The organism is Algoriphagus sp. UBA3586, assembly GCF_002376385.1.
Lineage (GTDB): Bacteria > Bacteroidota > Bacteroidia > Cytophagales > Cyclobacteriaceae > Algoriphagus > Algoriphagus ornithinivorans.
Map to the genome: position 1 here is coordinate 58,064 of NZ_DFMT01000045.1, position 26,462 is coordinate 84,525.

Sequence of the window (26,462 nt, forward strand, 5' to 3'; positions counted from 1 at the left end):
ATTATTCAAGACAAACTTTTCTTTATGATCTTTCTCCCTTTCCAGTATCCATTTCCCGATAAACTTTTCATTCCAACTAATAAGACATAAAAAGGATGTGCAAAAGTGGTGAAAAGTATTCCTCTATTTGAAATTGGGAATTTAAAACTACTCAGGACTTTTCCCAAAGTCATCCATTCCGTGAAAAATTTGATAGTCCAAATTCCAAGAAATAACAAAATCCCTGTCCAGCCCTCACCAAATAAAATCAAAGAGCTTAGCCATACCAACTGAATAATAAAAGGAATTAAACTGGCTACACTGTGAGAAAAAGACTGATGTTTATCCCATTTAGAGGCCCATCTGGCTCTTTGATTAAATAATTTTTCCCAGCTTTTCTCAGCTTTAGTCGAAACCAAGCTTTCAGGATTTTTCAAATAGATACAGGAGTCTGGCCCAAACTTACCATGTATCTTTTTCAACAAAAACTCATCATCGCCGGAAAGGTAATTTTCATTCCCCACATACCCATCCACTGCTAAAAAGGCGGATTTTCTAAAAGCTAAGTTTGCAGCACTGCACATCAAGGGGTTTTGAGTCTCAAAAGAATAATGAGTCAGCAAAGCGATACTTGCCCAATCCAACTTCTGAAATTCATTCAAAAAACTATTTCCACCAAGCACCTGAACGGGTCCTGCTACGAGTTGGGTTTGGAGACTTGAAAAAGCGGAAGTGATGATTTCCACCCAATTTTCAGGAAAAACACAATCCGCATCTGTAGTAAGAATCAATTCACCCTGGGCCAAGTGAATTCCGGTACTTAGTGCCGCTTTTTTACCTTCTCCTATTGAAGTTATCACTTGAACTCGATGATCTTCTCTGAAAGCCTCAAGCAGAATTTCAAAGGAATTATCCTCACTATGATCATTAATCATTAGAATTTCCAGATCGGGATAACTTAATTTTTTGAGTTGCGATATCAGAGAAGGCAGATTTTCTGCTTCATTTCGGAAGGGAATTAAGAGGCTTACTAAAAAGCTTTTTGTATGAAGTCCGGCATAGTTCTGAGCTTGTCGCTCCCAATAGAACTTTAATCCCAGCAGCGTCAGGAAATAGAAACAAGCAAAAAGCAGATAAAAACTTAGCATCTTTTGGGCTAACTTGCGGATGTGAGTAAAGCAAGCAAAAAAGAATCAAAGGAAAAAATCATTTTGGGGATTGACCCTGGTACCAATGTCATGGGGTATGGGTTGATACTCACAGAAGGAAAGCAATATAAACTCCTGCAGTATGGCGTGATCCATCTTAAAAAGTACGAAACGCATGAGTTGAAACTTAAAAAGATTTTTGAAAGAATCACAGGGATCATTGATGAGTTTTTACCCGACACTGTCGCCCTAGAGGCCCCCTTTTACGGAGCAAACGTTCAATCCATGCTCAAATTAGGCAGAGCGCAAGGAGTGGCGATGGCGGCAGCTTTGGCTAGAGAAATTCCCATTACAGAATATTCTCCGAAAAAAGTCAAGCAATCGGTTACAGGAAATGGTAATGCCTCCAAAGAACAAGTAGCAGCTATGCTACAGACCCTTTTTAAATTGGAAGAATTACCGAAAATGTTGGATGCCACAGATGCTTTGGCCGTGGCTTTATGCCATCATTTTCATGAAGGACGGGTTCAGACAAGAGGCAGAAGTGCCGGTTGGAAGTCCTTTATTGAAGAAAATCCTGACAGGATTAAAAAATAGACAGCAGGGAAATTAATCAGTAGGTACTGTAAAGGTCAAATGAAACAGAAAGCTTCAGAACCTGATTTTTAACGTTTCTCCCGTAATAATTCAAATTAGAAAACCCCATATCGTAACTGATTTGTAAATTCAACTTGGGCACTGGCGATGCGCTGATTCCTACTACTCCCGCAAAGTCATTTTGTTCCAAAACATTCATGTCAGTTTGCACATCTCCCGGCTCTTCTCTTTTTCTTGAGATTAATTTGCTGTACTGTGGCCCCGCAAAGACGTTCAAAACAGGGAATATGTAAAGCCTTACCAACAAAGGGAAATCTACATAATCCAAACTTTCAGTAACAACAGCTCCGGAGGGAATGGCATTAGTTTCAAAGCCTCTTTGGGAAAATTGCACTCCTGGCTCAATTGCTAAAGACTCGGTTCCTAAAGTGTAATACACCCCTCCATGAAAGCCTGGATTTGCTTTATAATTAGTATCTGAAAAATTGGAAGATGAAAAACCAGCTCTCAATCCAAATTGAGCATGGGAGGCTGAAATCAATCCAACCACAAAGAATAGCGTTAAAATCTTTCTCATATGTTCATTATGTTTTAAATTTCCATAAAACTAACTGAAGCACATTATTTAAAAGTATTTCGGTTGATTTTTTTAATTTGTGCTATGAAACAATCAACGGGCCTTTTTGAAAATATTACTACTGTCAGTGAAGCGACTAGAGTAGGTTTTATTTCAAAATTAGAAGAAATCAAAGCTGAAAAAGGTTTTAAGCTGGAACAAGAAGGTCATGTTAGTGGCTATTTATATTATATTTCTGAAGGCTCTGCAAGAAGCTATTATACCCGTGAAAACAGAGATATCACGGTTTCTTTCTCTTTGGAGGGAGAGTTTGTTACTGCTATGCACTCGTTTATCACGAGAAGTCCCAGCTACGAAACCATTGAAACTTTGGAAAAATCATTGCTGTACCGGATTTCACATCAAAATTTACAACAATGTTTTGTTGAATTTCCGGAAATGGAAAGGGCTTACAGGATCATATTAGAGAAATATTACATCGCGCTTGAGGAGCAATTAATCTTCTCCAAATTTAAATCTGCGAAGGATCGATATCTGGAATTGATGGATAAAAAGCCTAAGATTATACAGAAGGCTTCAGTGGGGCAAATCGCCTCTTTTCTGGATATGACTATTGAAACACTCAGTAGAATACGAGCCAGAATTTGAAATTTTGACTTTTATCAAGGTCTAAAAATCAGGGATAGGTTAATTTTGATATAACCCAGAATTAGCCTACACATGAGAAAAATTGCCTTTCCCCCAGCTCTATTAGTTTTTTTTCTATTACTGATTGGATGCTCGGATTCCAACCATGAGCAACTTTTTGATTCTTCCAAACTTCCCAAAAAAAGTATAGAAGAAGTAGAGCATATTATTGAAGCTTTTATTATGGCTGAGGATAGTTCTGTGATTGAGATCCCAGAAGGTTTTTATGAGTTGAATACCCAGCTAATCTTGGATAATAAATCCAATGTCACCATTAAGGGAGCCGGAATGATGAAAACAGTCCTTTCTTTTAGAGGCCTTAAAACCGGTGGAGAGGGTGTAAAAATTGTTGGGAATAATATCAAAATAGAGGATTTAACTATAGAAGATGCTCCCGGAGATGGGATTAAAGCACAGCACACGGATGGCATAGTATTTCGGAAAATCAACGTTACATGGACGAATGGGGATAAGTCAAAAAATGGAACTTATGGGATCTATCCAGTGCAGTGTAAAAATGTAGTCATTGATGATTGCGTCGCATCTCATTCCAAGGATGCAGGGATATATGTTGGTCAGTCAGAAAATATTATTGTCAAAAACTCCTTGGCCTTCGGAAATGTCGCTGGAATAGAAATTGAAAATTCTGATAATGCTGAGGTTTTTAATAATGTTGCCAGAAATAATTCTGGCGGCATTTTGGTCTTCAATCTTCCTGGCCTACCTAAATCGGACGGAAAAGGAACCAAAATTTACAACAACCAAATTCTGGAGAATAATCATAAGAACTTTGCTACACCTATAGGAGAAGGACCAAACGGAAATACCGTAACCATGATCCCTCCTGGTTCAGGCATTGTGTTGCTAGCCGCCAAGGATGTGGAAGTTTTTGGTAATAAAATCCTTAGGAACAAAACCGCCGGAATAGCCATAGCCAGCTATCAAATTACTGGTTTTCCTACAGATGCCCCCAACTGGTCTCCGTATACCAGCAATATTTACGTTCATGACAATGAATATGACAGAAGTAAGGGATTCCCCGATTTGACAAGGGAATTAGGTCAATTGGTCAGTTTGTATAATGCCCATGGGAAAGCAAAAACCCAGGATATTATCTACGATGGTTTTTGGGATCAAAACCTTTCCAAGACTATAGAAAACAACCCCATGAAGATTTGTATTGATGAAGCCAATATGTCTGAACTTTTCTTCACACTTTTTGACCTTTCAGGAGGGAAAGAGGAAATTAAATCCAGTAAAAACTACCAGCCATTTACTAATTGTACTGTTTCTGTTGCAACTGATATTTCAGTAATTCAAAGCTTATAACCATGATCTTGAACAAGTTCACTTCTTGGATCACCTTTGGAATTCTTCTATTTGCTATCTTTTCCTGCAAAAAAGAGACACCGGAGCAGGCAGTAGCTAAACTTCCCGTTGAAGAAGAAAATGCGGACGGAAATTTACCTTACAAGTGGTTATCTACCTATAGCTTTTTTGAAGGTGAGCTAAACAAATTACACCAAAATTCAGAGCTTTTAGAGTACTCTCCTGCATCTTCCCTATTTACTGATTATGCATTCAAGTCTCGTTTTGTATCCATTCCTAAGGATAGTATCGCTGAAATCATTGATGGAGAAATCAATTTTCCAGAGGGAACCATATTCATCAAAAACTTCTATTATCCGGAAGATTTCAGGAAACCAGAGGACAAAAAAAGAATTATTGAGACTAGACTTTTGATCTTGGGAAGTTCGGGCTGGGAAGCTTATCCTTATATCTGGAATGAAGCCCAAACAGATGCTCAGCTCAAGGTGGTTGGTGGACAAACAAAGGTAAAATTCACAAATCTGGATGGGAAAGAACAGGTAATTGACTATTTAATCCCCAATAAGAATCAGTGTAAATCCTGTCATAATAAGAATGAGCAGATGGCTCCTATTGGAGCGCAAATTAAACATCTCAATTGGGAAAAAACTGAGGGAGCAAGTCCTAAAAATCAATTAATTGTTTGGCAGGAAAAAGGAAAATTAAACGGATTTGAAAGTCCCTTAAGCCATCCTAGTCTGATTAATTACGAGGATAAAAATCAAACCCTTAACCTGAGGGCAAGAGCTTATTTGGATATTAACTGCGCTCATTGTCACAATGCAGAAGGACCAGCCAGTACTTCAGGGTTATTTTTAGATTATGAAGAAACAGACCCTTTAAAATTGGGGCTGAATAAAACTCCAGTAGCGGCAGGAAAAGGAGCGGGAAAATTCACTTATGATATTTTACCGGGGAAACCAGATGAATCCATTCTTTTACACAGGATGAAGAGTACTGAGGTGGGAGTTGCAATGCCTGAAATTGGAAGAACTACAGTCCATGAGGAAGGAATTCAGCTGATTAGGGAGTGGATTTTGTCTTTAAAGTAAAAGCCCTCAATCTTCCGTAAGACTGAGGGGTTTTGCCATCTATTGTTTTTAAAGAGATATTCCCAAGGAAATTTTAAATCCTCTATTGTAAACATCTGCATCACTGTCCTTAAAAACCGGAGTCATCCCAAAATCATAAGAACCTTGAAGGTTTAAGCCCGAGGCAGGGTTGAAACCAATTCCAAAAACCAATCCAGTATCTAAATCTCTAACATTGGAAGTCTGAAGGGAAACCGTAGAACTCCCGAAATCCCCTTCAAATTTGGAATCCAGTAAAAATGAGACTTGAGGTCCTGCAAATATATTGAAGCTATCTCCGGCCTTTAAACGTAATAGCACCGGTACATCTACATAATTCAAAATTGCTCTGCTGTTCAATGCATCATTATTTTGCGTACCCTTCACAGAGTAAAATACACCTGGCTCCAAGCTTACAGGGCTATCCGGTAAGAAATTGGCATAAATCCCTGCATGGAATCCTGCTCTATTGGTGTAATCATTTTCTGAAACATCACTTCCTCCGAAGTTGAAGAAGTTAACACCTCCTCTGAAACCGATGCCAGACTGAGCTTGGACATTGCTTATCATCAATAAGCCAAACCCTAAAATCAATAGGTATTTTTTCATGATAAATAAAATAGTTGGTAAGCGGACGAAAGTCCAAAATTGATGCCAAATGGCCTAACCAGCTTTCTATTTATATGACGGTTTTATCCACGTAATTAGAATTCAAAATACCCAAAGCCCCCATGTATTTGAGGTCAAATGTCAATTCATCGCCTACGTGATACTTATTCGGGTTTTCTCCCAAATTAATGATAATCATATCTGAACTAGCGCCTAATATTTCTATGCTGGAATCCTTTGGCAATAGATACTTAGGGTCAACGTCAAGAAGTCCTACATCTACAATTGCCCTATATGAGGTCTGTCCGTAGAGGCTTTCATCAATTTCTGCCACCTCTCCCTGAGGATTGGCTGCAAGATTTCCAACTGGAAGTAAAGGTTTTTCCTGCATTTCGATGATCTCTGCATGCAGCTCAAATACATCACCATGCATCCCGTCGATTATTTTTTCTTCAAACAGATCCACTCCAAAAAATAGGGTCTCCCCTACTCTAAAGTGATTAATTCCCATTGGCAGTTGATGAGTCAGCATCAGAGGAATAGTCACAGAAGTGCCTGCCGAAACCCAAGGAATCTTTTTATTGAATTTCAGTTCGATGATTTGCTTGTACAAAGAAAGCTGTATCAACTTATCAGTTGAAGGCATTACTCCGTTGAGGCAATTGAGATTCGTGCCCAAACCTATGATTTCAATATTTGGGAGCTTAAAAACTTCCGAATAGAAATCAACCAACTGTTCTCCCATCACTCCTTCCCGCAGATCACCGGTTTCAACCATTATAATGATCTTATGCTTTTTATTTTGGAGCACAGCTTCTTCACTGATCCAATGAATTGTCTCCAATTCACTGTTGAGTGAGACATCTGCAAATTCTACCATTTTGCCCACATTCCTTTTGGAAACAGGCTTGATATAAACAGTCTGAACTTCTGGATTCAGCTTCTTGACCATCGCAAGATTGCTGATTCGGCTGTCATGAACTTCATCAACGCCAAGGTTGATCAATTCCTGCAAAAAAAGTCTATTACCGCATAGTAGCTTGGAGACTACTCCCCATGCGACGCCGCTTTCGTTAAATTTCTTTTTAAGGAACTCAAAGTTGTCTTTGAGCTTGGATTTATTTAATGTGAGATAAGCCATCTTACTTATTCAATCTCATTTCGAGGTATTTGTTTGTAAATCCTAGTCTTTCATACAATTTTTTCGCCGGATTATCTGGTTCTACGTGCAATGCAATTGCTCCATTTGCCATTTTGATAGCCATATCCATGATTTTTCCGCCAATCCCTTTTCCTCTTTGAGAAGCATCTACAGCGATATAAACCAGGATATTTTCAGGTATATAACCAGACATACCAGTCTTATTCATTACCAACGTTCCTACAATTTTCCCATTTTCACGGGCAATGACAACAAAGCCACCTGCATGAAGTCCCTGATCAAGTGCATAATCCAAGCACTTCATAATATCATCTTTAGGGTCTCCATATTTCCCCAAATGCTCAAACAGAAAATCTGCTATTTCATTTTTCTGAAGGAAAGTTGCATTATCAATTGCGGAGAGAGTTTCTAATTTTATCATATTATTTATTACTAGGGATAAAGATTTGATCAATTTTATAAATACTAATATAAGTAAATAAAGAGGCAGTTAAGCCAAATAAGTTGGCATCCAAGCCAAATGGAAGCCCAACTTCCAAGAAGGTAAGGGTAGCTGTCAAGCCCCCTCCTATTATCATTGCAGACACCGCAGCTTTTGAATTATCCTTTTTAAAGAATAGCCCAGCCACAACTGGTACAAGTAAACCAGATACCATGAAGGCATAGGAATAAAGCATCAAGCTTAGAACTTCCGTCATTTGCCAAGCAATTACAATCGCTACTATTCCAATCAGCAGTGTCAATAATTGGGACACTCTCATCTCCAACTTGTGAGATTTCCCTTTTAAATATTTGCCTAACAAATCTGTAGTCAAATTCCCGGATGCAGCCATCAAGCAAGAATCAGCTGTAGAAAGAACCGCAGAAAAATAAGCAGACATCATCAGCCCCAAAATCCCAGCCGGCAAAATCTGGCTTAGCAAAACAGGTAATCCCATTTCCGGATCCATGGCCGTAGTAAAACCTTCTAAAGCCCCCTGCTCGACCGCGACTCTTGAAAGTAAACCCAGAGATACTCCCATCAGCGCCATGATTGGCCATTCAAACAGTCCGGCAATAAACCATGCTCTTTTGGCTGTTTTGACATCTCTGGCTGCGAAAATCCTTTGATAGAGCGTCATTCCTACAAACCAAATTGGGATAATAGTAATTCCCCAATTGAATAAATCCTGCCAGGTTAAATTGGAAAAGGAGAAGAATTCAGCTGGTAAGGTGGACTGAATACCCTGCCATCCACCTACATAATGAAAGGACATGGGTATACCGATAAACATCAAGCCCAGCATTAAAATAATCCATTGGATAGTATCTGTGTAGATAACGGCTTTAAGGCCTCCCATCACGGTGTAAACAACTGCTATCGCACCCATGATCAATAAAGCCGTTTGCAAATCCAAAGCCTCAAAAGTACCTGAAGCCAATTTTGCACCGGCTAATAATTGAGAAGAGGTAAATCCTAAATATCCCAAAAAACAGATCAAAGCTGCCACTCTTGCAGTGGTGGAATTATAGAGATATCCTACTATCTGAGGAAAGGTGAAAAATTTGGCAAATGCCGGGTCGGACTTTACTCTAGGAATTAAAATAACTGCTGCAAGCCAAGCTCCCAATAATCCTGTAAATAGCATCCAGGAACCTGAAAGTCCCATTGCGAAACCTAAGCCTCCTAGTCCAATTGAAAATCCTCCACCTACATCAGTTGCTACAACTGATAATCCAATATGAAGACTACCTATACTCCTGCCTCCAACATAATAGTCCTCCTGTCCTGTGTTTTTTCTCATGAAAAAATAGCCCACACCTAGCATGGCGATCATGTATATCAGGAAGATCAAGAGATCTATGGAATGCATTATGTTTTTGGATTTGTATCAATTGATTTTAAAATATAATTTTTCAAAGTTAGCAAAAAAGCCTCTAATTTGAAATTTTATTGGGTTTTTATGTTAAAAATAACTTTTCAGTCCTATTTCCACTTTAAAAAACACAAATTGAATGTATAGAAACAAAAAAGCCAGGCGAACCTGGCTCTTTTCGTTAATATGGATTTTAGACGTTTTCGCTACTCACCACTGCAGAGAAATACTCTCTATTCATTCTCGCAATATTAGTTAGGGAAATACCTTTAGGACACTCTGCAGCGCAGGCACCTGTATTGGTACAAGCTCCGAATCCCTCGGCATCCATTTGAGCAATCATCTTTTCTGCTCTTTCTTTTCTTTCTACCTGCCCCTGTGGCAACATGGACAATTGAGAGATCTTTGCCGAAGTGAAAAGCATTGCTGAGGCATTTTTACAAGCTGCTACGCAAGCACCACAACCGATACAGGTCGCCGCATCAAACGCTTCATCTGCAATTTTCTTAGGGATAGGAATTTCGTTTGCATCAGGAACACCACCGGTGTTTACGGATACATACCCCCCGGCTTGAATAATTCTGTCAAATGAAGATCGGTCTACCACTAAATCCTTTACCACTGGGAAAGCCTTCGCTCTCCAAGGTTCAATGGTGATGGTCTCACCGTCGTTAAAAGATCTCATGTGCAACTGACAGGTAGTAGTTTGCTGAGGACCATGTGGCTTACCATTAATGTACATGGAGCACATTCCACAGATACCTTCCCTACAGTCATGATCAAAATGTACAGGATCTTCTCCTTTTTCAGTCAATTGTTCGTTGAGCACGTCCATCATTTCCAAGAAGGACATGTCTTTGGATATTCCCTCTACAGGGTAGGAGACAAACTTGCCTTGATCGGCGTTGTTTTTCTGTCTCCAAACTTTTAATGTCAATTTCATACTACTATGAATTTTTGTCTTGATTATTTATATGAGCGCTGGGTCAACTTCACGTTTTCAAACTCCAAAGGCTCTTTGTAGAGTTCTTCCTCCTGATTGTCCCCTGTGTATTTCCAGGCAGCAACGTAAGCGAAGTTTTCATCATCTCTCAAAGCCTCTCCTTCCGGAGTTTGATATTCCTCTCTGAAGTGTCCTCCACAGGACTCATTTCTATTCAAAGCATCATCGATCATCAATTCTCCCAATTCAAGGAAGTCAGCTACTCTATGCGCTTTTTCCAAAGACTGATTAAGTTCCTCATTATCACCAAGGACTTTCACGTCTTTCCAGAATTCTGCTCTCAATGCTTTGATTTCAGCTTTAGCTTTTGACAAACCTTCAGCCGTTCTAGCCATTCCGCATTCATTCCACATGATTTTACCAAGTTTCTTATGGAAATAATCGACGGTTTTTGACCCTTTAATGCTCAAAAGCTTTTGGATTCTCTCCTTCACTTCTTTCGCAGTCTTTTCGAACTCCGGATGATTGGTATCCACTGGCTTTGGTCCGATTTGAGCTAGGTAGTCTCCCACAGTGTAAGGGATTACGAAATAACCATCTGCCAAACCTTGCATCAAAGCAGATGCTCCTAATCTATTCGCACCATGGTCAGAGAAGTTAGCCTCTCCCAATGCATACAAACCAGGCACAGTCGTCATCAAATTGTAATCTACCCAAAGCCCACCCATTGTGTAGTGAACAGCTGGATAAATCATCATAGGTACTTTGTATGGGTTTTCACCGGTGATTTGCTGATACATATCGAAAAGGTTACCATATTTAGCTCTGATCACCTCTTCAGTATCTCTTTTGATTGCATCTCTGAAATCCAAGAAAACTGCTTCACCAGTTTCATTCACCCCTCTTCCTTCGTCGCAAACATATTTTGCATTTCTTGAAGCCACATCTCTTGGCACAAGGTTACCGAAAGAAGGATATTTTCTCTCCAAATAATAATCCCTTTCATTCTCAGGAATATCATTTGCTTTAATCTCACCTTTTCTCAGCTTTTCAGCCATTTCTTTGGAGGCAGGCACCCATACTCTACCATCATTTCTCAAAGATTCTGACATCAAAGTCAATTTAGACTGATGATCTCCAGAAACTGGAATACAGGTAGGGTGAATCTGAGTATAGCAAGGGTTCGCAAAGTAAGCACCGCGCTTGTGAGCTCTCCAAGCCGCTGTTACATTGGAACCCATTGCATTGGTTGATAGGAAGAACACGTTTCCATATCCTCCTGTACAAAGCAATACTGCATGGGCAGCATGTGTTTCAATGGCGCCGGTAATCAGATTTCTGGTCACAATACCTTTGGCCTGACCATCGATCACCACCACGTCCATCATCTCGGTACGAGGATATAATTTTACTTTTCCGTTAGCAACTTGTCTACTCAAAGCTGAATAAGCTCCCAATAACAATTGCTGTCCGGTTTGACCACGGGCGTAGAAGGTTCTTGAAACCTGCGCTCCTCCGAAGGAACGGTTGGCCAAAAGACCTCCGTATTCACGTGCGAATGGTACACCTTGAGCTACGCATTGGTCAATAATATTAACTGATACCTCCGCTAGGCGGTACACATTTGCCTCTCTGGCACGGTAGTCACCACCTTTTACGGTATCATAAAATAATCTGAATACTGAGTCGCCGTCGTTTTGATAGTTTTTAGCAGCATTGATTCCGCCCTGAGCCGCAATAGAGTGCGCTCTTCTTGGACTATCCTGGAAACAAAAAGCCTTGACATTGTAACCCAACTCTGCCAGAGAAGCTGCCGCAGAAGCTCCTGCTAAACCTGTACCCACTACGATGACCTCGTACTTTCTCTTGTTTGCCGGATTGACCAGCTTGCTGTTAAACTTGTGCTTAGTCCATTTTTCTGCTAAAGGACCAGCAGGTATTTTGGAATCTAGTATCATACGGGACTATTAAATTAGCTAGTGAAATAGATATAAAGTGGCATGCTGGCAAATACCGCAGGAACCACCACACAATAAATCTTACCTACAGTTTCTATTGCAGGAGAATATTTTTTATGACTTAAGCCTAAAGTCTGGAATGCACTTGCAAATCCATGCGATAAGTGAAAGCCAAGGAAACCCATTGCTATAACGTATCCTGCAACCAATAATTCATTCTGAAATGCGAAGGTTACTATGCTGAAAAGGTCTTTGTACTCTTCTCCTTCATAGGTTACAGTTGGTACATTCCCCCAGTGCATTTCATACCAAAAGCCCTGTAAATGGACTACCAAGAAAATCAAAATGATAGTACCCAAAATCCCCATATTTCTGGAGGACCAGGTTGAATTAGTAGAAGCTTTGGACACGGCGTAACCTACTGGTCTGGCTGCTTTATTCTGTCTAGTTAGCCAGATAGACCAAACTACGTGTCCAATGATAGAAATGTAGGTTAAATAAGAGAGGATCTTTACTGCCGGATTGGTAGTCATAAATTTGGCATAAATATTAAATGCCTGACCATCATCGCCTTTGAAAAGCAATAAATTTCCTGATACGTGCCCTGTCAAAAACAGGATGAGGAATAAACCGGTCAATCCCATGATCAATTTTCTTCCCAGTGTGCTACTTAAGGTTTTGGTAACCCAGCTCATACAATTTTTTTGAATTAGTTTAAAACGAATGTCTTATAATAACTGCTCCAAATTTACATGTGGAACAGCTAGTAAACAATCCATTCATAATCTCCGATCTTATTTTAAAAGGTTCTAAATAAAATCCTTGTTTAATCGTTTTAAATAGCCAGTCTATGAGTTCATTCAACAGGCTGTTTGATTTTATTGTTTGATTTTACGGAGAATTTCTACTTACTTCCCTTTATTTCGTAAGTATATTTCGAAGAATTGAACACGAGGAGTCAACTTTTCGTCTCTTCTAGTGTTTTTAAAATAAAATTGGATCAATCGGGAATACCATGAAGCTTAAACTTTCTCTCGGATTTTTATTCGTCTACTTCATTTTAGGCCTTGCTACTGTTTGGGCTACTCATATTCGTGCAGGAGAAATCATCGCCGAAAGAACTTCCGTTCAGACTTTAACTTACAGGATTACGGTAGTCGGATATACTGATACCCGATCCAATGTGGTAATCGGTCCGGGAACAATCAACTTTGGTGATGGAAGAGTAGAACAGCTCAATACCCAAAGTGACTTTTTTTTAGTAGAAAGTTTGGGAAATCAGATCGAAAAATACACGTTTGTTATCTCGCATACTTTTCAGGGACCTGGAGTTTACACAATCAGATTTCAGGAGTTCAATAGAAACGATCTAACCCTCAATATGGATAATTCGGTTGACACTCCTTTTTATGTAGAAACTCAGATTACCATAGACCCATTTATTGGAGTTAATAATTCCCCGGTACTAACCATTCCTCCGGTAGATAATGGTGCTGTGAATGTTAGATACATTCATAACCCAGGAGCTTTTGATCCAGATGGTGATAGCTTATCATATGAATTAGACATACCAAAGCAAGCTTTTCAAAGACCGGTAAATAATTACAGAAGCCCTGCAAGCAGTGAATTTAGCTTCAGCCAAGAAAATGGTGCTACTCCTGCTTTCCTAAGATTGGATCCTATTTTTGGAGATCTTATCTGGGATGCTCCAGGTACTGCTGGTCAGTTCAATGTCGCCTTTAGGATAGTAGAATGGCGAAAACTGGACGGCAAATGGACCCGCATTGGATATGTAGTCCGGGACATGCAGATCATTATTGAAAACTCCAATAATCGAAGACCAGAATTAATTTTACCACCGGATCTTTGCGTAGTAGCAGGAACCAATATTCAAGAAATAATTCAAGGTCAAGACCCTGATGGAGATCCTATCAAAATAGAAGTATTCGGGGAGCCCCTAGAAATATCCAATCCAGCAAATTATGCCCCTGTCTCCACCTTCCAACCAAGCCCTGGAATAGTCAATTTCAATTGGCAAACGGTCTGTAATCACGTTCGGGCAAGAGAGTATGATGTGAGAGTTCGAATCACAGATCAGCCAAGGTCCGGACCGGCATTGGTAGATGTCAAGACTTGGAGAATTAAAGTGATTGGACCACCTCCTGTTTGGGATGAATTGGAACAACTTCAGGGAAGGTCTGTAGAATTGAATTGGAATCCTTATGCTTGTGCCAATTCTGCTTCAGAAATGCAGATATGGAGAAGAATTAATTCTGACCCCTATGAGCCTGATAGTTGCGAAACAGGTATTCGACCAGGGTATGAGTTGATTGGTACTACCGACATGCAGACATTCAGCTTTACCGATTTGAACGGTGGTGAAGGCTTAGCTCCAGGCAATACATATTGCTACAGATTGGTAGCCGGATTCCCTGCCCCTAGATCAGGGGAAAGCATAGTATCTGATGAAATTTGTATCACGATTGACGTGGACGTTCCTATTATTACCAATGTAAGCGTAGAGGCAACAGATACTCAAGATGGGGAAATATTTATCAAATGGACTCCCCCTTATGATATAGATCAGACTCAATTCCCCGGACCTTATTCCTACGAATTGCTGAGAAGTGAAGGCTTTACAGGAAATCAAAACCGAACCAGTTTGGGCATTACCTCTGATACTTTATTTACTGATACAGGACTGAATACCGAGGATCTGGTATATAATTATCGAGTAGTATTACTTGACAATAACACCAAAATTGATACATCCTCCTCTGCATCTTCAGTGAGGCTAGAACCTACCATAATCAACGAAGCTATTGAGCTGAATTGGAGCTTTACTGTTCCCTGGAATAATTCTGTCAGCGAATTTAAACATGAGGTGTACCGAAATAGAACTGATGCAGATGCACAGGATACAGATACCTTTGAACTGATTGCTGAAGTTGATGTCACTACTTCGGGCTTTACTTTCCTGGATGATGGAAGCTTCAATGGAGTCCCTTTGGAAAAAGAATTGGAATACTGCTACTATGTCATCACCAAGGGGGCATATAATGTTGAGGGACTGGAGTATCCCTTGGAGAACAAGTCTCAAATCATCTGTGCAGAACCGGATGACAATAGGTTGCCTTGTCCACCTGTTTTGACATTTGAAGGGCCGGAATGTAGTGCTTACGTGGCGGAGCAACCGTGCAATTCCAACACCTATTTCCATGACTTAAGTTGGGAGCCTGATTTCTCAGGAGAGTGCGATGACGAGTTGGCAGGATATAGACTTTACTTCACACCAGATGGTGAAGAAGGCCAGTTTGAATTAGTAGCCCAACTATCTGCTATCCAGCTTTCCACGAGAATTAACAATCTGCCAAATTACAGAGGTTGCTACTACATTACTGCGATTGATAGATCCGGCAATGAAAGTGAGCCAAGTAATATAGTTTGTGTGGATAATTGTCCTAATTATGTCTTACCAAATGCATTTACACCTAATGGTGATGGCTTGAACGATACCTTCTCTGCTTTTGACAATCCATTCTCTCAATGTCCACGATTTGTGACTGGGGTAGAGATTATGATTGTCAATCGTTGGGGAGCTGAAGTATTTACTTACAATAGTCTGGAGTCCAACGAGAATGACATTTTCATTCGCTGGAATGGAAGAGACAAGAACGGAAATGATTTACCGGCTGGTACTTACTTCTATTCCGGCAAAGTATTCTTCGATGTATTAGACCCGAGCTTAAGAGAGCGAACACTCAAAGGAACCATTCAAATCCTTCGATGAGCCAAAGTAAATCCATCATCTTTTTTGATGGAGTCTGCAATCTCTGCAATGCTTCCATTGATTTTATAATCAGAAATGATAAAAATGATCAGTTTCTAGTGGGAGCATTGCAGGATGATTTTAGTAAAAAAATTCTTTCAAAATTTGATGTTAAAGAAGATTACCTAGACTCTTTGGTGCTGATCCAGGACTCAAAAGTTTTCTACCGAAGTACAGCTGCCTTAAAAATCTCCAAACATCTCGCTGGACTTTGGCCAATTTTTTATCCCTTACTTATTTTACCCAAATGGTTAAGAGACCCAGTTTATGATTGGATTGGGAAAAACAGGTATAAATGGTTTGGGAAAAAGAACACTTGCCGATTACCCAAACCGGAAGAAAGGGCAAAGTTTCTATCTCCGGAAAATAGCCCGATTTAGAAATACTGTATAATCATCCAGTAAACTGGCATTCCAAAGGTGATATTGAATGGGAATGTGATTGCCAATGCCATTGGGATATAAAGTCCTTCATCGGCTTCGGGGTTTGCTAATTTCATCGCAGCAGGAACCGCAATGTAGGATGCCGAAGCAGCCAAAATTGAGAAGATGAATCTATCACCAGATTCAGGGGCAATCCAATGACTGATAAAGGCCACGATACAACCATTGATTAGAGGAACTACAATAGCAAATACAGTAGAGAAGTAACCGTATTTAAAAAAGGATTTCAGCTTCCTACCACTGCTTATCCCCATATCCAATAAAAAGACAGCCAAGAAGCCTTTGAAAATATCGGTCACAAAGGGCTTAATTCCTTCTGCCTGTTTTTCATCCGCTATAAACCCAATTACCAAACTTCCTAAAATCAGGAGTACTGAAGCATTGGTCAAAGCATGCTTCACAATTTGTCTCATCCCTCCTTCAGGCTTGGTATCAGAGTATTTCCTCAATAAAATTACACCTGAAATAATTGCAGGAGCCTCCATTAATGCCATTACGGCAACCATATGTCCTCCAAAAGAAGTGCCTTGAATATCCAGAAATGCTACTGCGGCGACAAATGTTACGGCTGAAATTGAGCCATAAGCTGCTGAGATCGCTGCGGCATTGGGTGTTCCCAATCTTTTTCTCAAAATAAAAAAGGTATAAAAAGGAACTCCTGCTGAAAGTGTCAGGCCAAATAAAAGAGCCCAAACAATTGATATATCAAATTCACTGTGGGATAATTCCTGACCACCTTTGAAGCCGATGGACAACATCAGGTAAAGTGCAATGAACTTGGCAGAGTTTGCGGGTATCTCCAGATCACTCTTGAATCGGACCGCTAAAATTCCCAACACGAAGAACAAAAGACTCGGGTTGGTGAGATTATTAATCAATATCTGGAAATCCATGCTACAAAGATTCCAAAGAGAAAGATTAAAAAAAACAAAAACATAATATTTTTTTATCGTTTATTAGTTTTGTATTAATCTTGATTATGAATATCTCTCTGAATCAGCTGAAAGCATTAAGTAGCATTGCTCACTTTCAAAGCATTACCAAAGCAGCAAAGGCTTTGAATATGACTCAGCCGGCTGTTTCGGTACAGTTGAAAAATCTACAGGAGAACTTTGATGTACCTCTCACTGAAATCATTGGCAAGAAAATCCACATCACAGAATTTGGTCAGGAATTAGTCGATATGTCAGAGCGGATTTTCGCTGAAATGGATCAGATCGAACAGCGAATGATGGAATTGAAAGGCTTATTGGCCGGAAAAATCAGAATCTCCGCTGTATCAACAGGGAAATACATTATCCCCTATTTGATGGCTGATTTCATGAAAATCCATCCTCATGTGGAAATCAACCTGGAGGTGTCAAATCGCTTTAAAGTGTTGGCTCATTTGGAAGAAAACAGCACTGATTTGGCACTGGTGTCGATTGCTCCGGATGAAATGAACCTTGAAAGCATCGTCATCGCGGAAAATAAATGGTATTTGGCCTGCTCGCCAAAAAAAGCCGAAGAATACCAAAAACTAATCAGTGAAAATAAATGGGATAAAATTCCCTTTATTTTGAGAGAAAGCGGATCCGGAACAAGAGTGATGATGGAGAAATTTTTTCATGACAGGGACATCAATACCAACAGTAAAATGGAATTGGCTACCAACGAGGCAGTGAAACAAGCCATCATGGCTGGGTTGGGTGCTTCCATTCTTTCCTCCTACTCCATGGTCAACGAAATCAAAGAAAAACGAATCCATATTCTGAAATTCGAGGGGCTTCCTATCATAGCTGACTGGAAATTGGTTTGGTTGAAGCAAAAAAAGCACGCCCCTGCAGTGAAGGCTTTTATCCGATGGGTAAGTGAAAATAAGCGGAAAATTTTCCAAGATCACTTTGAGCAGTTGAACGAATTGGACTGACCATCCACCAAAAGGAAAAATCTTATATTTGCCCTCTCAACAAATAAAAACGCATGAAGGCATTTGTTTTTCCAGGCCAAGGCGCCCAGTTTCCCGGAATGGGAAAAGCACTTTACGAAGAAAACCCAGAAGCAAAAGCGCTTTTTGAAAAAGCGAATGAAATCTTGGGATTCAGAATCACCGATATCATGTTTGACGGAACTGATGAGGAGCTGAAGCAAACCAGAGTGACACAACCGGCAATTTTTCTTCATTCTGTGATTTTGGCAAAAACTACCCCTGACTTCAATCCTGATATGGTTGCAGGTCATTCTTTAGGTGAATTTTCTGCTTTGGTTGCCAATGGCACTTTAGCCTTTGAAGATGGCTTGAAATTAGTTTATCAGCGAGCTATGGCTATGCAAGAAGCTTGCGAAATCAATCCTTCTACCATGGCTGCAATTTTGGGGTTGGCAGATGAAAAAGTAGAGGAAATCTGTGCTCAGATTACTGACGAAGTGGTCGTTCCTGCCAACTACAACTGTCCAGGCCAATTAGTCATCTCCGGATCTAACAAAGGAATTGAAATCGCCTGTGAAAAAATGAAAGAAGCAGGTGCAAAAAGAGCATTGCCCTTACCTGTTGGAGGAGCTTTTCATTCTCCATTAATGGAGCCTGCACGAGAAAAATTACAGAAAGCCATAGAAGAAACTACATTTAGCGAGCCAATCTGCCCAGTTTACCAAAATGTAAGTACTACGGCGGTCAGCAATGTGTCTGAAATTAAAGCAAATTTGATTGCTCAGCTCACTGCTCCTGTAAAATGGACTCAATCTGTACAAAACATGGTAAAAGATGGCGCTGTAGACTTTGTGGAATGTGGACCAGGAAAAGTATTGCAGGGCCTAGTTAAAAAAATCTATCCTGAAGCTCAAGTTTCAGGACTTTAAGAACCTAAAACTGCCTCCTAATAAGAGGCAGTTTTTTTATGGCTCCAAAATTTCAACGAGAGACTCATCTGGACAAACTTCCAAGATTTGGGAATTGGTTTGATTTAGTATTGGATGGATTTGATCCGGTAAAATTTCAACTAGAGGAATGAGCACAAACTTTCTTTTTTGTAAGAAAGGGTGTGGCACTTTTAAATTTTCATGGTCAATTACTTCTTGATTCCAATACAGGATATCAATATCCATGGTTCTATTCCCCCAAGTTTCCACCCTTTTTCTACCCAATACTTTTTCAATTGCTTGAATTTCCTTCAAAAAATCCAAAGGTTCCAAGGCTGAAGAAATCACTACTACCTGATTTAAAAAATCCTGATCAGCCACATTTCCCCAGGCCTCCGTTCGATAAATAGAGGACTTACCTTTTAATTCTCCAAGATTAAGAAGCTGCTTTTTCGCCTCTTCAATCAGGGTCAAGGTATCACCTAAATTACCTCCCAAAATCAATACAACCTCATTATTCATAATCTGAAGGAAATTATCTTTATTGACTCGCCAAATTAGCCTATTTTAGCTACTTCAAATGTATTCATCATGAAATTCTTAGGAAACGTATTAGCCGTCATCGTCGGGCTTTTTGTATTCAGTATTTTAAGCTTTTTGCTCCTATTGGGATTGATAGGAATAGTTGCCTCCACTGGTGAAAAGGAAGTAACAGTTAAAGAAAATACCATTTTACACCTGGATTTGAATGGCAGAACATTGGTGGAGCGTACCAGTGATGATAAACTTTCATTTGGCCAATTTGCCAATCCTTTTGGCAATCCTATGACTGCAGGTTTGGTCAATTTAAAAAAAGCCATTCGTGAAGCTAAAACCAATGAAAAAGTTAAAGGCATCTATTTGAATACAGGTTTGATTATAGCTGGTCAAGCCAATTTGCTAGAATTGCGCGAAGAGCTGGAAGCCTTCAAGGAGTCCGGAAAATTCATCATTGCCTATGATGAAGCTTATTCGGAAGGTGGCTATTATTTAGCTTCTGTTGCAGATGAGATTTACCTGAATCCGTTGGGAGGAATTGATTTCAACGGATTGGCATCGGAGGTAATTTTTCTAAAAGGCTTCTTCGAAAAAGTAGGTATTGAGCCGGAAGTATTCAGAGTAGGCGAGTTCAAAAGTGCTGTTGAGCCATTTATTTTAGACAAAATGAGTGAGGCAAACCGCCTGCAAACCCAATATTTCTTGGATGATATCAATGACCAGATGGTTCAAGCAGTAGCAAACTCCAGATCTGTGGCATTGGACAGCATGACCTTGATCAATGATTTGATGCTAGTCAGAAAGCCGGAAGATGCGGTGAAATATCAGTTGGTCAATGAACTACTCTACGAAGATCAGGTACATGCCAAACTTCGGGAAAAGCTAGGCTTAGAAGAGGATGAGGACATTCCAAGTATCAATGCTACGGATTTAGGTTCGGTAGCAAAATCCATGAATATTACTTCCAAAAATAGAATCGCCGTTATCATCGCCGAAGGGGAAATAGTCTCAGGTGAAGCTGATGGAGTGATCAGTTCGGAAAAATTTGCTAAAGAAATCCGAAAGGCAAGAAAAGATGATGACATCAAAGCCATTGTTTTGCGAGTTAACTCTCCCGGAGGATCAATTGTAGCTTCTGAGGTAATTTGGAGAGAAATGTCCGAAGCGAAAAAAGTGAAACCTGTGATCGTTTCCATGGGTGAAGTTGCTGCATCTGGCGGATATTATATTTCCGCACCTGCTGATACTATTGTTGCTCAACCTAACACCATCACAGGTTCTATCGGGATCTTTGGCTTATGGTTCAATGTGCAAGAGCTAATTAATGACAAGTTGGGTATCACCACGGATGTGGTAAATACCGGGCAACTATCTGATTTCATGAATCCTGGAAGAGATCTGACAGAAGTAGAAAGGTCAATCATACAAAGCTCCATTGAAGATGGTTACGACACTTTTATCAAGCGTGTAGCTGAGGGAAGAGGAATGAGTCCAAATGCGGTGAAAGAAGTTGCTTCAGGAAGAGTTTGGACTGGAAATCAAGCTCTGGAAAGAGGCTTAGTGGATGTATTGGGTGGACTGGATAAAGCAATTGAAATTGCTGTGGCCAAAATAGAGGCAGGAGATGATTACCGTGTTATATATTACCCAACGATCAAGCCTTGGTTTGAGCAGATTATGTCAGATCTCGGTGAAAGCGTAGAAACAAAAATCCTTCAAGCGCAATTAGGTGAACACTTTGGGCTTTATCAAAAAGTAAATAAGCTGAAACATTATCAGGGAATTCAAGTCAGAATGCCACAGGATATAGTAATTAAATAAGCATAATTGGCTGAATCATACGAACCTTTGTCACATTGAGCGTCCCAACAATTGTACGGGATCGAAATGTATTCCTAATTCCGGAAACAGCATTCGACTCAGCTACCAATGATAGATTAAATTCCGAAAAAATAGAATTTTCGGAATTTAATTCTTTCTTATTGAAAATTTATTTCAATTGAATTAAGCACTTGCTACATCAATTAATCATTTTTCCTTTTTTCTCTTCGTTCTTTTGCCTTGAAGCAAAAGAACCAAAAATTCAAGACGCAGCAAAGCTCCAAACGCACTTGGCCGGACGCTGGCCCGCTGCTGCGTCAGCCCACCGCGCCCTCACTAATTAATTCTTCAAAAAGGAAAGGATTTCAATTGTGAAATAACAACAGACAAATCCATTTTGGATGACCCTGTCATATCATTTTTTATATGTTCGAAGAATATTTAGGACTCAGGCTGAAAAATGATCTTCATACGAGTCAGCTTTTTTATACTTTATGAATTTTTAAAGCTTTTGAAGCAATGTTTTCCAGGCAGCTTCTACTTCTCCCTTTTCCAATAATTGCTTGGCTAATTCATGGATATGATAGATCCAGCTATCATAATCATTTTTAAATCTCAACCTCATTTCTTCCAGAATGGGACTCTCTCCAAAGACCTTGATTTCCTCAGCACTAGGAAGCTGCTCTACATTTCCTAATCTCCCTAAATTATTACCCGTCAAAACTGGGCTATTTCTGATTTCTTCTGGAATTTGATCAACACCAATCCCCATTGTCCTTAAGGGCTTGGGAATTTCAAAAAGTGCGGTTCCGTTCGTTCTGGAGTACCAATTTCCTCCAAGCCTCGCTACCAAATCAATTTTGTTTGGGTCAATTACACCATTTTGATCAAAAATCTCTTCATCTACATGAACTGCAATCACCTCACAAATTACCAAATTACCAGCACCACCTTGATCCCCTAAGGATTTCACCTCATTCACCTTGCACTCAAAAGCAACTTTCGCCTCTTTTATACGTGGCGGCTTAACTTCGGTAGAAGGAATTGCCGTAAATCCAGCCTTGACAAATTCATCCACCTCTCTGGGATATTCAGTACTTGCCAAAGACATTTGCTCTACCATCCCATAGTGAACTACGTGGATGACTACTTCCGGAACCTCTTTCACATTCTCCAAAGTGTGCTTGGTGGTATTGTCTCTCACTCTTCTGGAAGGAGAAAAAACCAAAATAGCCGGATTAGTACTGAATAGATTAAAAAAACTAAAGGGACTCAAATTTACATTTCCCGCATTATCTATAGTGGAAGCAAAAGCAATCGGACGTGGTGCAATACTACCCTGTAAAAGTGCGTGAAATTCCTGTGTGGCTAGGTCTTTGGGATAAATGGTTTTCATTTCTTCAATTTATGATTCAATTTTAATAGATAAACCTTTTCTGACCATATAGTTCCTCCAAAATGAAGTTAAAATCAATCATTCTTTGTCTTTTTCTCGCATTTGTAAGTGCTTCAGCCAGCATCGCCCAAAGCAACAAACATCAAATTGCCACTTTCAATATTCGCTGGGATAACCCAGGAGACGAGGGAAATTTATGGAAGGACAGGCAGCATCATGTAGCCTCTTTGATCCAATTTCATCAAATCGGGATTGTCGGCATTCAGGAAGGCTTGATTCATCAAGTTAAGCAGTTGGAGTCCAACTTGGACTTTAATTACATAGGAGTTGGAAGAGACGACGGAGAAGAAAAGGGAGAGTTTTCAGCAATTCTTTTTGACCCTCAACGCTATCAAATACTTGATCACGGTACTTTTTGGCTTTCCCCTACTCCTGAGCGTCCGAGCAAAGGTTGGGACGCAGCCCTCAATCGGGTTTGTACTTGGGGGAAATTTAAAGACCAATCCGGCAAGGCCTTTTATGTCTTCAATATTCACTATGATCATATCGGTCAGCAAGCAAGAGAGGAAAGCAGCAAATTGGTTTTAAAACAAATCAATTCTATCAACCAAGAAAAACTCCCGGTTATTTGGATGGGGGATTTTAATGTGACTCCTGACAACCCAGCCTATACCACCATCACTTCTGCTTCTGGCTGGAAAGATGCCCGATTAATCTCTGAGATTCCAGCGTACGGCCCGGCTGGCACATTTACCGGATTTGATTGGGATAAAATGCCGGAAGGAATTATTGACCACATCTTCGTCAATGGCCCGATTAAGGTTATACGTCATGGAATATTAACAGACAATTATGGAAAGAAATATCCTTCCGATCACTTTCCGGTGATGGCAGAGATTCAATGGAAGTAAGTTAGGAAATAAAAATGCCCCCAAGACTTGTCTCAAGTTTTGGGGGCATCATTCAGAAGATTTTTTAAGAATTCATTATCTCCTCAATTTCATCGGCTTCGATTGGAATATTCCGCATCAGGTCGAAATATCCATCTTTCTGTATCACAATATTATTTTCCAATCGAATACCAATTCCTTCTTCTCGAATATAAATTCCAGGCTCAACAGTAAATACCATCCCCGGAGTGATTGGTCCGTGCATAGTACCCACATCATGCACGTCAAGGCCTAAATGATGGGAAGTTCCGTGCATGAAGTACTTTTTATAAGCTGGCCAATTCGGATCCTGATTTTTTATATCCGTCATATCAATCAAACCCAAACCTATCAATTCGGATTGCATGATCAAGCCAACTTCCTTGTGGTAATCCTGGATAGTCACTCCAGGTCTAAGCATATTCATCGCCTCCTTTTGCACTCTTAATACTGCATTGTACACTGCCTTTTGCCTTTCTGTAAATCGGCCACTAACAGGTATAGTTCTCGTCATATCTGCATTGTAGTTTCCATACTCTGCCCCGACATCCATAAGCAACAAGTCTCTATCTTGGCAAGCTTTGTTGTTTTCGATGTAATGAAGTACACAAGCGGATGCACCAGATGCTATGATGGGTTCATAGGCAAAGCCCTTACTCCTATTTCTTACAAATTCATGTAGGTATTCGGCTTCAATTTCAAATTCTGTTACTCCTGGTTTAACGAAATTGAGGATTCTTCTAAAACCCTTCTCTGTGATATCACAAGCAATCTGCAATTGATCTATTTCCGCTGGTTCTTTAGCCCCTCTCAGCTCATGCATAATAGGCGCTAGTCTTTCGTATTCATGAAGTGGAAATCTTTCCTTGCAGGTTTTGATAAATCTGGCATCTCGTGTCTCAACCACTACTCCTGCTCTCAGATGTTCATTGGTATTCAAATAAATCCGCTCTGATAAAGCCATCACTGTATTGAATACCTGATCAAAATTTGCAAGCCACTGGATATTCTCAATGCCAGACGCTTCCTGAGCTTCTTCCTTCGTGTACTTATGTCCTTCCCAAATGGCTATATGCTCGTTTGTTTCTCGCAAAAACAACACCTCTCTCATGGAGGGATTAGGGCAGTCCGGGGCAATTAATAAGATACTTTCCTCCTGATCAATCCCTGATAAATAAAAAAGATCATTGTTTTGCCTAAATCTCATCGTACCATCCGCATTGGTAGGCATGATGTCATTGGAATTGAGAACTGCAACAGAATTTTTTGCCATTTTTGCTGCAAGCTTTGCCCTGTTTTTTACATACAAAGCCGATGGTAAAGGTGTATATTTCATAAAATCTCTAGATTTAATTTCTTAAGGATTACCCTTTTTAGAATTTCCTTGTTTAAAAGAACCAAAATTGAACTTCGACAGACAAACTTAACATTATTCGTAGGGAGTTTAAAAGGTAGAATTTTTACTACCTTCAATTCAAAGAGTTAAGATGTATCAAATTAAAGAACTAGCCAACGGTATCCGCATAGTCCATCAGGAAGTCACACATACACGACTTGTGCATTGCGGATTTGTTTTAAATATAGGCAGTAGGGATGAAACCAAAGAACAGGAAGGTTTAGCCCACTTTTGGGAGCATATGGCTTTCAAAGGAACCAAGAAAAGGAAAACCTTCCACATCATTAATCGCCTGGAGTCTTTGGGAGGAGAGCTGAATGCCTATACCACCAAAGAAAAAATCTGTTTTTACGCATCGGTACTCAAAGAGCATTACTCCAAGGCAGCTGACTTGTTGTTCGACATCACATTCAACAGCATTTTTCCTGCCAAAGAAATAGAGAAAGAACGCCAAGTAATCTTGGAAGAAATGTCCATGTATAGAGACTCTCCCGATGACTCAATTCAGGATGAGCTGGATGCTTTGGTATTTGAAAACCACTCCTTGGGAAGAAATATTCTTGGCACTGAGGAAACCGTATCTAAATTCAGCCAACAGGATTTTTTTGATTTTATATCCACAAGGCTTGACACTTCACAGGTAGTCTTTTCAATCGTAGGAAACATTTCCTTTTCTAAGGCATTAAAGGCAATTGAAGGTCCTTTGTCAGAAATCCAACCCAAAAGGACGCTTTATGCCAGAAGTGCATTTCATACATATGCACCTCAAGTCAAAACCATAAACAGGGACATAACTCAATCCCTTTGTGCCTTAGGCAGACCAGCTTATTCACAGCATGACCCCAATAGATATAAGCTTTTTCTTCTCAATAATATTTTGGGAGGGCCTAGCATGAACAGCAGGCTCAACCTGGCTTTAAGGGAAAAATACGGCTATGTGTATAGCATTGAATCCAGTTATCAGCCATTTTCAGATACTGGCTTCTTTGGGATATTTTTTGGCACAGAAGAAAAAACCTTAAAAAAATCCACTCAAATTGTCCACCGTGAATTGCATAAGCTCAGGACCAAAAAATTGGGAACTATGCAACTTCATATGGCTAAGGAGCAGGCTATTGGACAAATGGCAATGGCAGAGGAAAATTATGCTGCGTTGATGCTTGTATTTGGCAAAAGTCTGATCGATCATGGGAAAATAGACCCTTTGGAACGTATCTTTGAGCAGATAAGAAGCACAACAGCCGAAGAGGTATTAGCAATAGCCGAGGAAATTTTCAATCCAGAGCAACTCAGCTACCTCACCTATTTACCGAATTAAC

General features: G+C 39.9%; 24 protein-coding genes. 11 read left to right on the top strand and 13 right to left on the bottom strand.

Annotated features, from left to right (window positions below; translation table 11 throughout):
• Positions 1–5: 5 nt before the first annotated feature.
• The gene (locus B2906_RS15880; RefSeq protein ID WP_286941639.1) at positions 6–1,127 is read right to left on the bottom strand and encodes a glycosyltransferase; all 1,122 of its coding nucleotides are present in this window, start codon (positions 1,125–1,127) and stop codon (positions 6–8) included.
• A 21-nt stretch (positions 1,128–1,148) separates the two neighbouring features.
• Between B2906_RS15880 and ruvC the strand changes: the two genes are divergently transcribed.
• Positions 1,149–1,724, top strand: coding sequence for a crossover junction endodeoxyribonuclease RuvC (gene ruvC / locus B2906_RS15885; RefSeq protein WP_091648771.1), 576 nt, complete (start codon positions 1,149–1,151; stop codon positions 1,722–1,724).
• Between the two features lie 16 nt (positions 1,725–1,740).
• Here ruvC and B2906_RS15890 read toward each other — a convergent pair whose 3' ends face one another.
• Entirely contained in the window at positions 1,741–2,301 is a 561-nt protein-coding gene (locus tag B2906_RS15890; protein WP_219956776.1) for a porin family protein, read from the bottom strand.
• 84 nt (positions 2,302–2,385) lie between these two features.
• Here B2906_RS15890 and B2906_RS15895 point away from each other — a divergent pair, with 84 nt between their 5' ends.
• The 3 genes from B2906_RS15895 to B2906_RS15905 all read left to right on the top strand — a co-directional run bounded on the left by B2906_RS15895 (position 2,386) and on the right by B2906_RS15905 (position 5,408).
• Positions 2,386–2,949, top strand: coding sequence for a Crp/Fnr family transcriptional regulator (locus B2906_RS15895; RefSeq protein WP_091648766.1), 564 nt, complete (start codon positions 2,386–2,388; stop codon positions 2,947–2,949).
• A gap of 72 nt (positions 2,950–3,021) precedes the next feature.
• Positions 3,022–4,317 (top strand): parallel beta-helix domain-containing protein, encoded by a 1,296-nt coding sequence (locus tag B2906_RS15900; RefSeq protein ID WP_286941642.1) that lies wholly within the window; start codon positions 3,022–3,024, stop codon positions 4,315–4,317.
• A 2-nt stretch (positions 4,318–4,319) separates the two neighbouring features.
• A complete protein-coding gene (locus B2906_RS15905; protein WP_286941643.1) occupies positions 4,320–5,408 on the top strand; it encodes an SO2930 family diheme c-type cytochrome in 1,089 nt (362 codons plus the stop codon).
• A 48-nt stretch (positions 5,409–5,456) separates the two neighbouring features.
• On the opposite strand, the gene B2906_RS15910 is transcribed toward B2906_RS15905, so the two are convergent.
• From B2906_RS15910 to B2906_RS15940, 7 genes are all read right to left on the bottom strand, one after another.
• Positions 5,457–6,035 (bottom strand): porin family protein, encoded by a 579-nt coding sequence (locus B2906_RS15910; RefSeq protein WP_091648755.1) that lies wholly within the window; start codon positions 6,033–6,035, stop codon positions 5,457–5,459.
• A gap of 70 nt (positions 6,036–6,105) precedes the next feature.
• A complete protein-coding gene (locus tag B2906_RS15915) occupies positions 6,106–7,176 on the bottom strand; it encodes an alanine racemase (RefSeq protein WP_219956779.1) in 1,071 nt (356 codons plus the stop codon).
• A gap of 1 nt (position 7,177) precedes the next feature.
• On the bottom strand, positions 7,178–7,618 hold the full coding sequence (locus B2906_RS15920) for a GNAT family N-acetyltransferase (RefSeq protein WP_144603797.1): 441 nt from the start codon (positions 7,616–7,618) through the stop codon (positions 7,178–7,180).
• A gap of 1 nt (position 7,619) precedes the next feature.
• Complete coding sequence (locus B2906_RS15925) at positions 7,620–9,050, bottom strand: sodium:solute symporter family protein (protein WP_091648748.1); 1,431 nt, start codon at positions 9,048–9,050, stop codon at positions 7,620–7,622.
• A 196-nt stretch (positions 9,051–9,246) separates the two neighbouring features.
• Complete coding sequence (locus B2906_RS15930) at positions 9,247–9,996, bottom strand: succinate dehydrogenase/fumarate reductase iron-sulfur subunit (RefSeq protein ID WP_091648745.1); 750 nt, start codon at positions 9,994–9,996, stop codon at positions 9,247–9,249.
• Between the two features lie 23 nt (positions 9,997–10,019).
• Entirely contained in the window at positions 10,020–11,954 is a 1,935-nt protein-coding gene (locus B2906_RS15935; RefSeq protein ID WP_091648743.1) for a fumarate reductase/succinate dehydrogenase flavoprotein subunit, read from the bottom strand.
• A gap of 14 nt (positions 11,955–11,968) precedes the next feature.
• Positions 11,969–12,649, bottom strand: a complete 681-nt coding sequence (locus B2906_RS15940) for a succinate dehydrogenase cytochrome b subunit (protein ID WP_219956781.1) — start codon at positions 12,647–12,649, stop codon at positions 11,969–11,971.
• Positions 12,650–12,969: 320 nt separating this feature from the next.
• Here B2906_RS15940 and B2906_RS15945 point away from each other — a divergent pair, with 320 nt between their 5' ends.
• Both B2906_RS15945 and B2906_RS15950 read left to right on the top strand, forming a co-directional pair.
• A complete protein-coding gene (locus B2906_RS15945) occupies positions 12,970–15,744 on the top strand; it encodes a gliding motility-associated C-terminal domain-containing protein (protein WP_219956782.1) in 2,775 nt (924 codons plus the stop codon).
• Positions 15,741–16,163, top strand: coding sequence for a thiol-disulfide oxidoreductase DCC family protein (locus tag B2906_RS15950; RefSeq protein WP_219956783.1), 423 nt, complete (start codon positions 15,741–15,743; stop codon positions 16,161–16,163). Before B2906_RS15945 ends, B2906_RS15950 begins: the two co-directional genes overlap by 4 nt.
• On the opposite strand, the gene B2906_RS15955 is transcribed toward B2906_RS15950, so the two are convergent.
• Positions 16,160–17,119: a sodium-dependent bicarbonate transport family permease gene (locus B2906_RS15955; protein WP_091648734.1), complete on the bottom strand. Its 960-nt coding sequence runs from the start codon at positions 17,117–17,119 to the stop codon at positions 16,160–16,162. The genes B2906_RS15950 and B2906_RS15955 overlap by 4 nt on opposite strands.
• A gap of 86 nt (positions 17,120–17,205) precedes the next feature.
• Here B2906_RS15955 and B2906_RS15960 point away from each other — a divergent pair, with 86 nt between their 5' ends.
• Complete coding sequence (locus B2906_RS15960) at positions 17,206–18,135, top strand: LysR family transcriptional regulator (protein ID WP_286941661.1); 930 nt, start codon at positions 17,206–17,208, stop codon at positions 18,133–18,135.
• A gap of 53 nt (positions 18,136–18,188) precedes the next feature.
• Positions 18,189–19,064: an ACP S-malonyltransferase gene (gene fabD / locus B2906_RS15965; RefSeq protein ID WP_286941664.1), complete on the top strand. Its 876-nt coding sequence runs from the start codon at positions 18,189–18,191 to the stop codon at positions 19,062–19,064.
• A 36-nt stretch (positions 19,065–19,100) separates the two neighbouring features.
• On the opposite strand, the gene folK is transcribed toward fabD, so the two are convergent.
• Positions 19,101–19,586 carry a 2-amino-4-hydroxy-6-hydroxymethyldihydropteridine diphosphokinase gene (gene folK / locus B2906_RS15970; RefSeq protein ID WP_286941666.1) on the bottom strand — a complete coding sequence of 162 codons (486 nt, stop codon included), beginning with the start codon at positions 19,584–19,586 and terminating at the stop codon, positions 19,101–19,103.
• A 69-nt stretch (positions 19,587–19,655) separates the two neighbouring features.
• Between folK and sppA the strand changes: the two genes are divergently transcribed.
• A complete protein-coding gene (gene sppA, locus B2906_RS15975; protein WP_286941668.1) occupies positions 19,656–21,422 on the top strand; it encodes a signal peptide peptidase SppA in 1,767 nt (588 codons plus the stop codon).
• A gap of 502 nt (positions 21,423–21,924) precedes the next feature.
• Here the strand turns inward: sppA and B2906_RS15980 are convergent.
• Complete coding sequence (locus tag B2906_RS15980) at positions 21,925–22,818, bottom strand: flavin reductase family protein (RefSeq protein WP_286941671.1); 894 nt, start codon at positions 22,816–22,818, stop codon at positions 21,925–21,927.
• A 62-nt stretch (positions 22,819–22,880) separates the two neighbouring features.
• On the opposite strand from B2906_RS15980, the gene B2906_RS15985 reads away from it, so the two are divergent.
• A complete protein-coding gene (locus B2906_RS15985) occupies positions 22,881–23,729 on the top strand; it encodes an endonuclease/exonuclease/phosphatase family protein (RefSeq protein ID WP_286941673.1) in 849 nt (282 codons plus the stop codon).
• A gap of 64 nt (positions 23,730–23,793) precedes the next feature.
• Here the strand turns inward: B2906_RS15985 and B2906_RS15990 are convergent, their stop codons facing one another.
• A complete protein-coding gene (locus tag B2906_RS15990) occupies positions 23,794–25,083 on the bottom strand; it encodes an aminopeptidase P family protein (protein ID WP_286941676.1) in 1,290 nt (429 codons plus the stop codon).
• Positions 25,084–25,234: 151 nt separating this feature from the next.
• Between B2906_RS15990 and B2906_RS15995 the strand changes: the two genes are divergently transcribed.
• The gene (locus B2906_RS15995) at positions 25,235–26,461 is read left to right on the top strand and encodes a M16 family metallopeptidase (RefSeq protein ID WP_286941678.1); all 1,227 of its coding nucleotides are present in this window, start codon (positions 25,235–25,237) and stop codon (positions 26,459–26,461) included.
• Position 26,462 lies beyond the last annotated feature (1 nt).

Coding starts and splice junctions, on each gene's coding strand:
- B2906_RS15895 (WP_091648766.1), top strand. CDS start 2,386: ATGAAACAATCAACGGGCCTTTTTGAAAATATTACTACTGTCAGTGAA.
- B2906_RS15950 (WP_219956783.1), top strand. CDS start 15,741: ATGAGCCAAAGTAAATCCATCATCTTTTTTGATGGAGTCTGCAATCTC.
- B2906_RS15920 (WP_144603797.1), bottom strand. CDS start 7,618: ATGATAAAATTAGAAACTCTCTCCGCAATTGATAATGCAACTTTCCTT.
- B2906_RS15935 (WP_091648743.1), bottom strand. CDS start 11,954: ATGATACTAGATTCCAAAATACCTGCTGGTCCTTTAGCAGAAAAATGG.
- fabD (WP_286941664.1), top strand. CDS start 18,189: ATGAAGGCATTTGTTTTTCCAGGCCAAGGCGCCCAGTTTCCCGGAATG.
- B2906_RS15910 (WP_091648755.1), bottom strand. CDS start 6,035: ATGAAAAAATACCTATTGATTTTAGGGTTTGGCTTATTGATGATAAGC.
- B2906_RS15940 (WP_219956781.1), bottom strand. CDS start 12,649: ATGAGCTGGGTTACCAAAACCTTAAGTAGCACACTGGGAAGAAAATTG.
- B2906_RS15925 (WP_091648748.1), bottom strand. CDS start 9,050: ATGCATTCCATAGATCTCTTGATCTTCCTGATATACATGATCGCCATG.
- sppA (WP_286941668.1), top strand. CDS start 19,656: ATGAAATTCTTAGGAAACGTATTAGCCGTCATCGTCGGGCTTTTTGTA.
- B2906_RS15945 (WP_219956782.1), top strand. CDS start 12,970: ATGAAGCTTAAACTTTCTCTCGGATTTTTATTCGTCTACTTCATTTTA.
- B2906_RS15930 (WP_091648745.1), bottom strand. CDS start 9,996: ATGAAATTGACATTAAAAGTTTGGAGACAGAAAAACAACGCCGATCAA.
- B2906_RS15900 (WP_286941642.1), top strand. CDS start 3,022: ATGAGAAAAATTGCCTTTCCCCCAGCTCTATTAGTTTTTTTTCTATTA.
- folK (WP_286941666.1), bottom strand. CDS start 19,586: ATGAATAATGAGGTTGTATTGATTTTGGGAGGTAATTTAGGTGATACC.
- B2906_RS15995 (WP_286941678.1), top strand. CDS start 25,235: ATGTATCAAATTAAAGAACTAGCCAACGGTATCCGCATAGTCCATCAG.
- B2906_RS15955 (WP_091648734.1), bottom strand. CDS start 17,119: ATGGATTTCCAGATATTGATTAATAATCTCACCAACCCGAGTCTTTTG.
- B2906_RS15905 (WP_286941643.1), top strand. CDS start 4,320: ATGATCTTGAACAAGTTCACTTCTTGGATCACCTTTGGAATTCTTCTA.
- B2906_RS15980 (WP_286941671.1), bottom strand. CDS start 22,818: ATGAAAACCATTTATCCCAAAGACCTAGCCACACAGGAATTTCACGCA.
- B2906_RS15890 (WP_219956776.1), bottom strand. CDS start 2,301: ATGAGAAAGATTTTAACGCTATTCTTTGTGGTTGGATTGATTTCAGCC.
- B2906_RS15985 (WP_286941673.1), top strand. CDS start 22,881: ATGAAGTTAAAATCAATCATTCTTTGTCTTTTTCTCGCATTTGTAAGT.
- B2906_RS15990 (WP_286941676.1), bottom strand. CDS start 25,083: ATGAAATATACACCTTTACCATCGGCTTTGTATGTAAAAAACAGGGCA.
- B2906_RS15915 (WP_219956779.1), bottom strand. CDS start 7,176: ATGGCTTATCTCACATTAAATAAATCCAAGCTCAAAGACAACTTTGAG.
- B2906_RS15880 (WP_286941639.1), bottom strand. CDS start 1,127: ATGCTAAGTTTTTATCTGCTTTTTGCTTGTTTCTATTTCCTGACGCTG.
- B2906_RS15960 (WP_286941661.1), top strand. CDS start 17,206: ATGAATATCTCTCTGAATCAGCTGAAAGCATTAAGTAGCATTGCTCAC.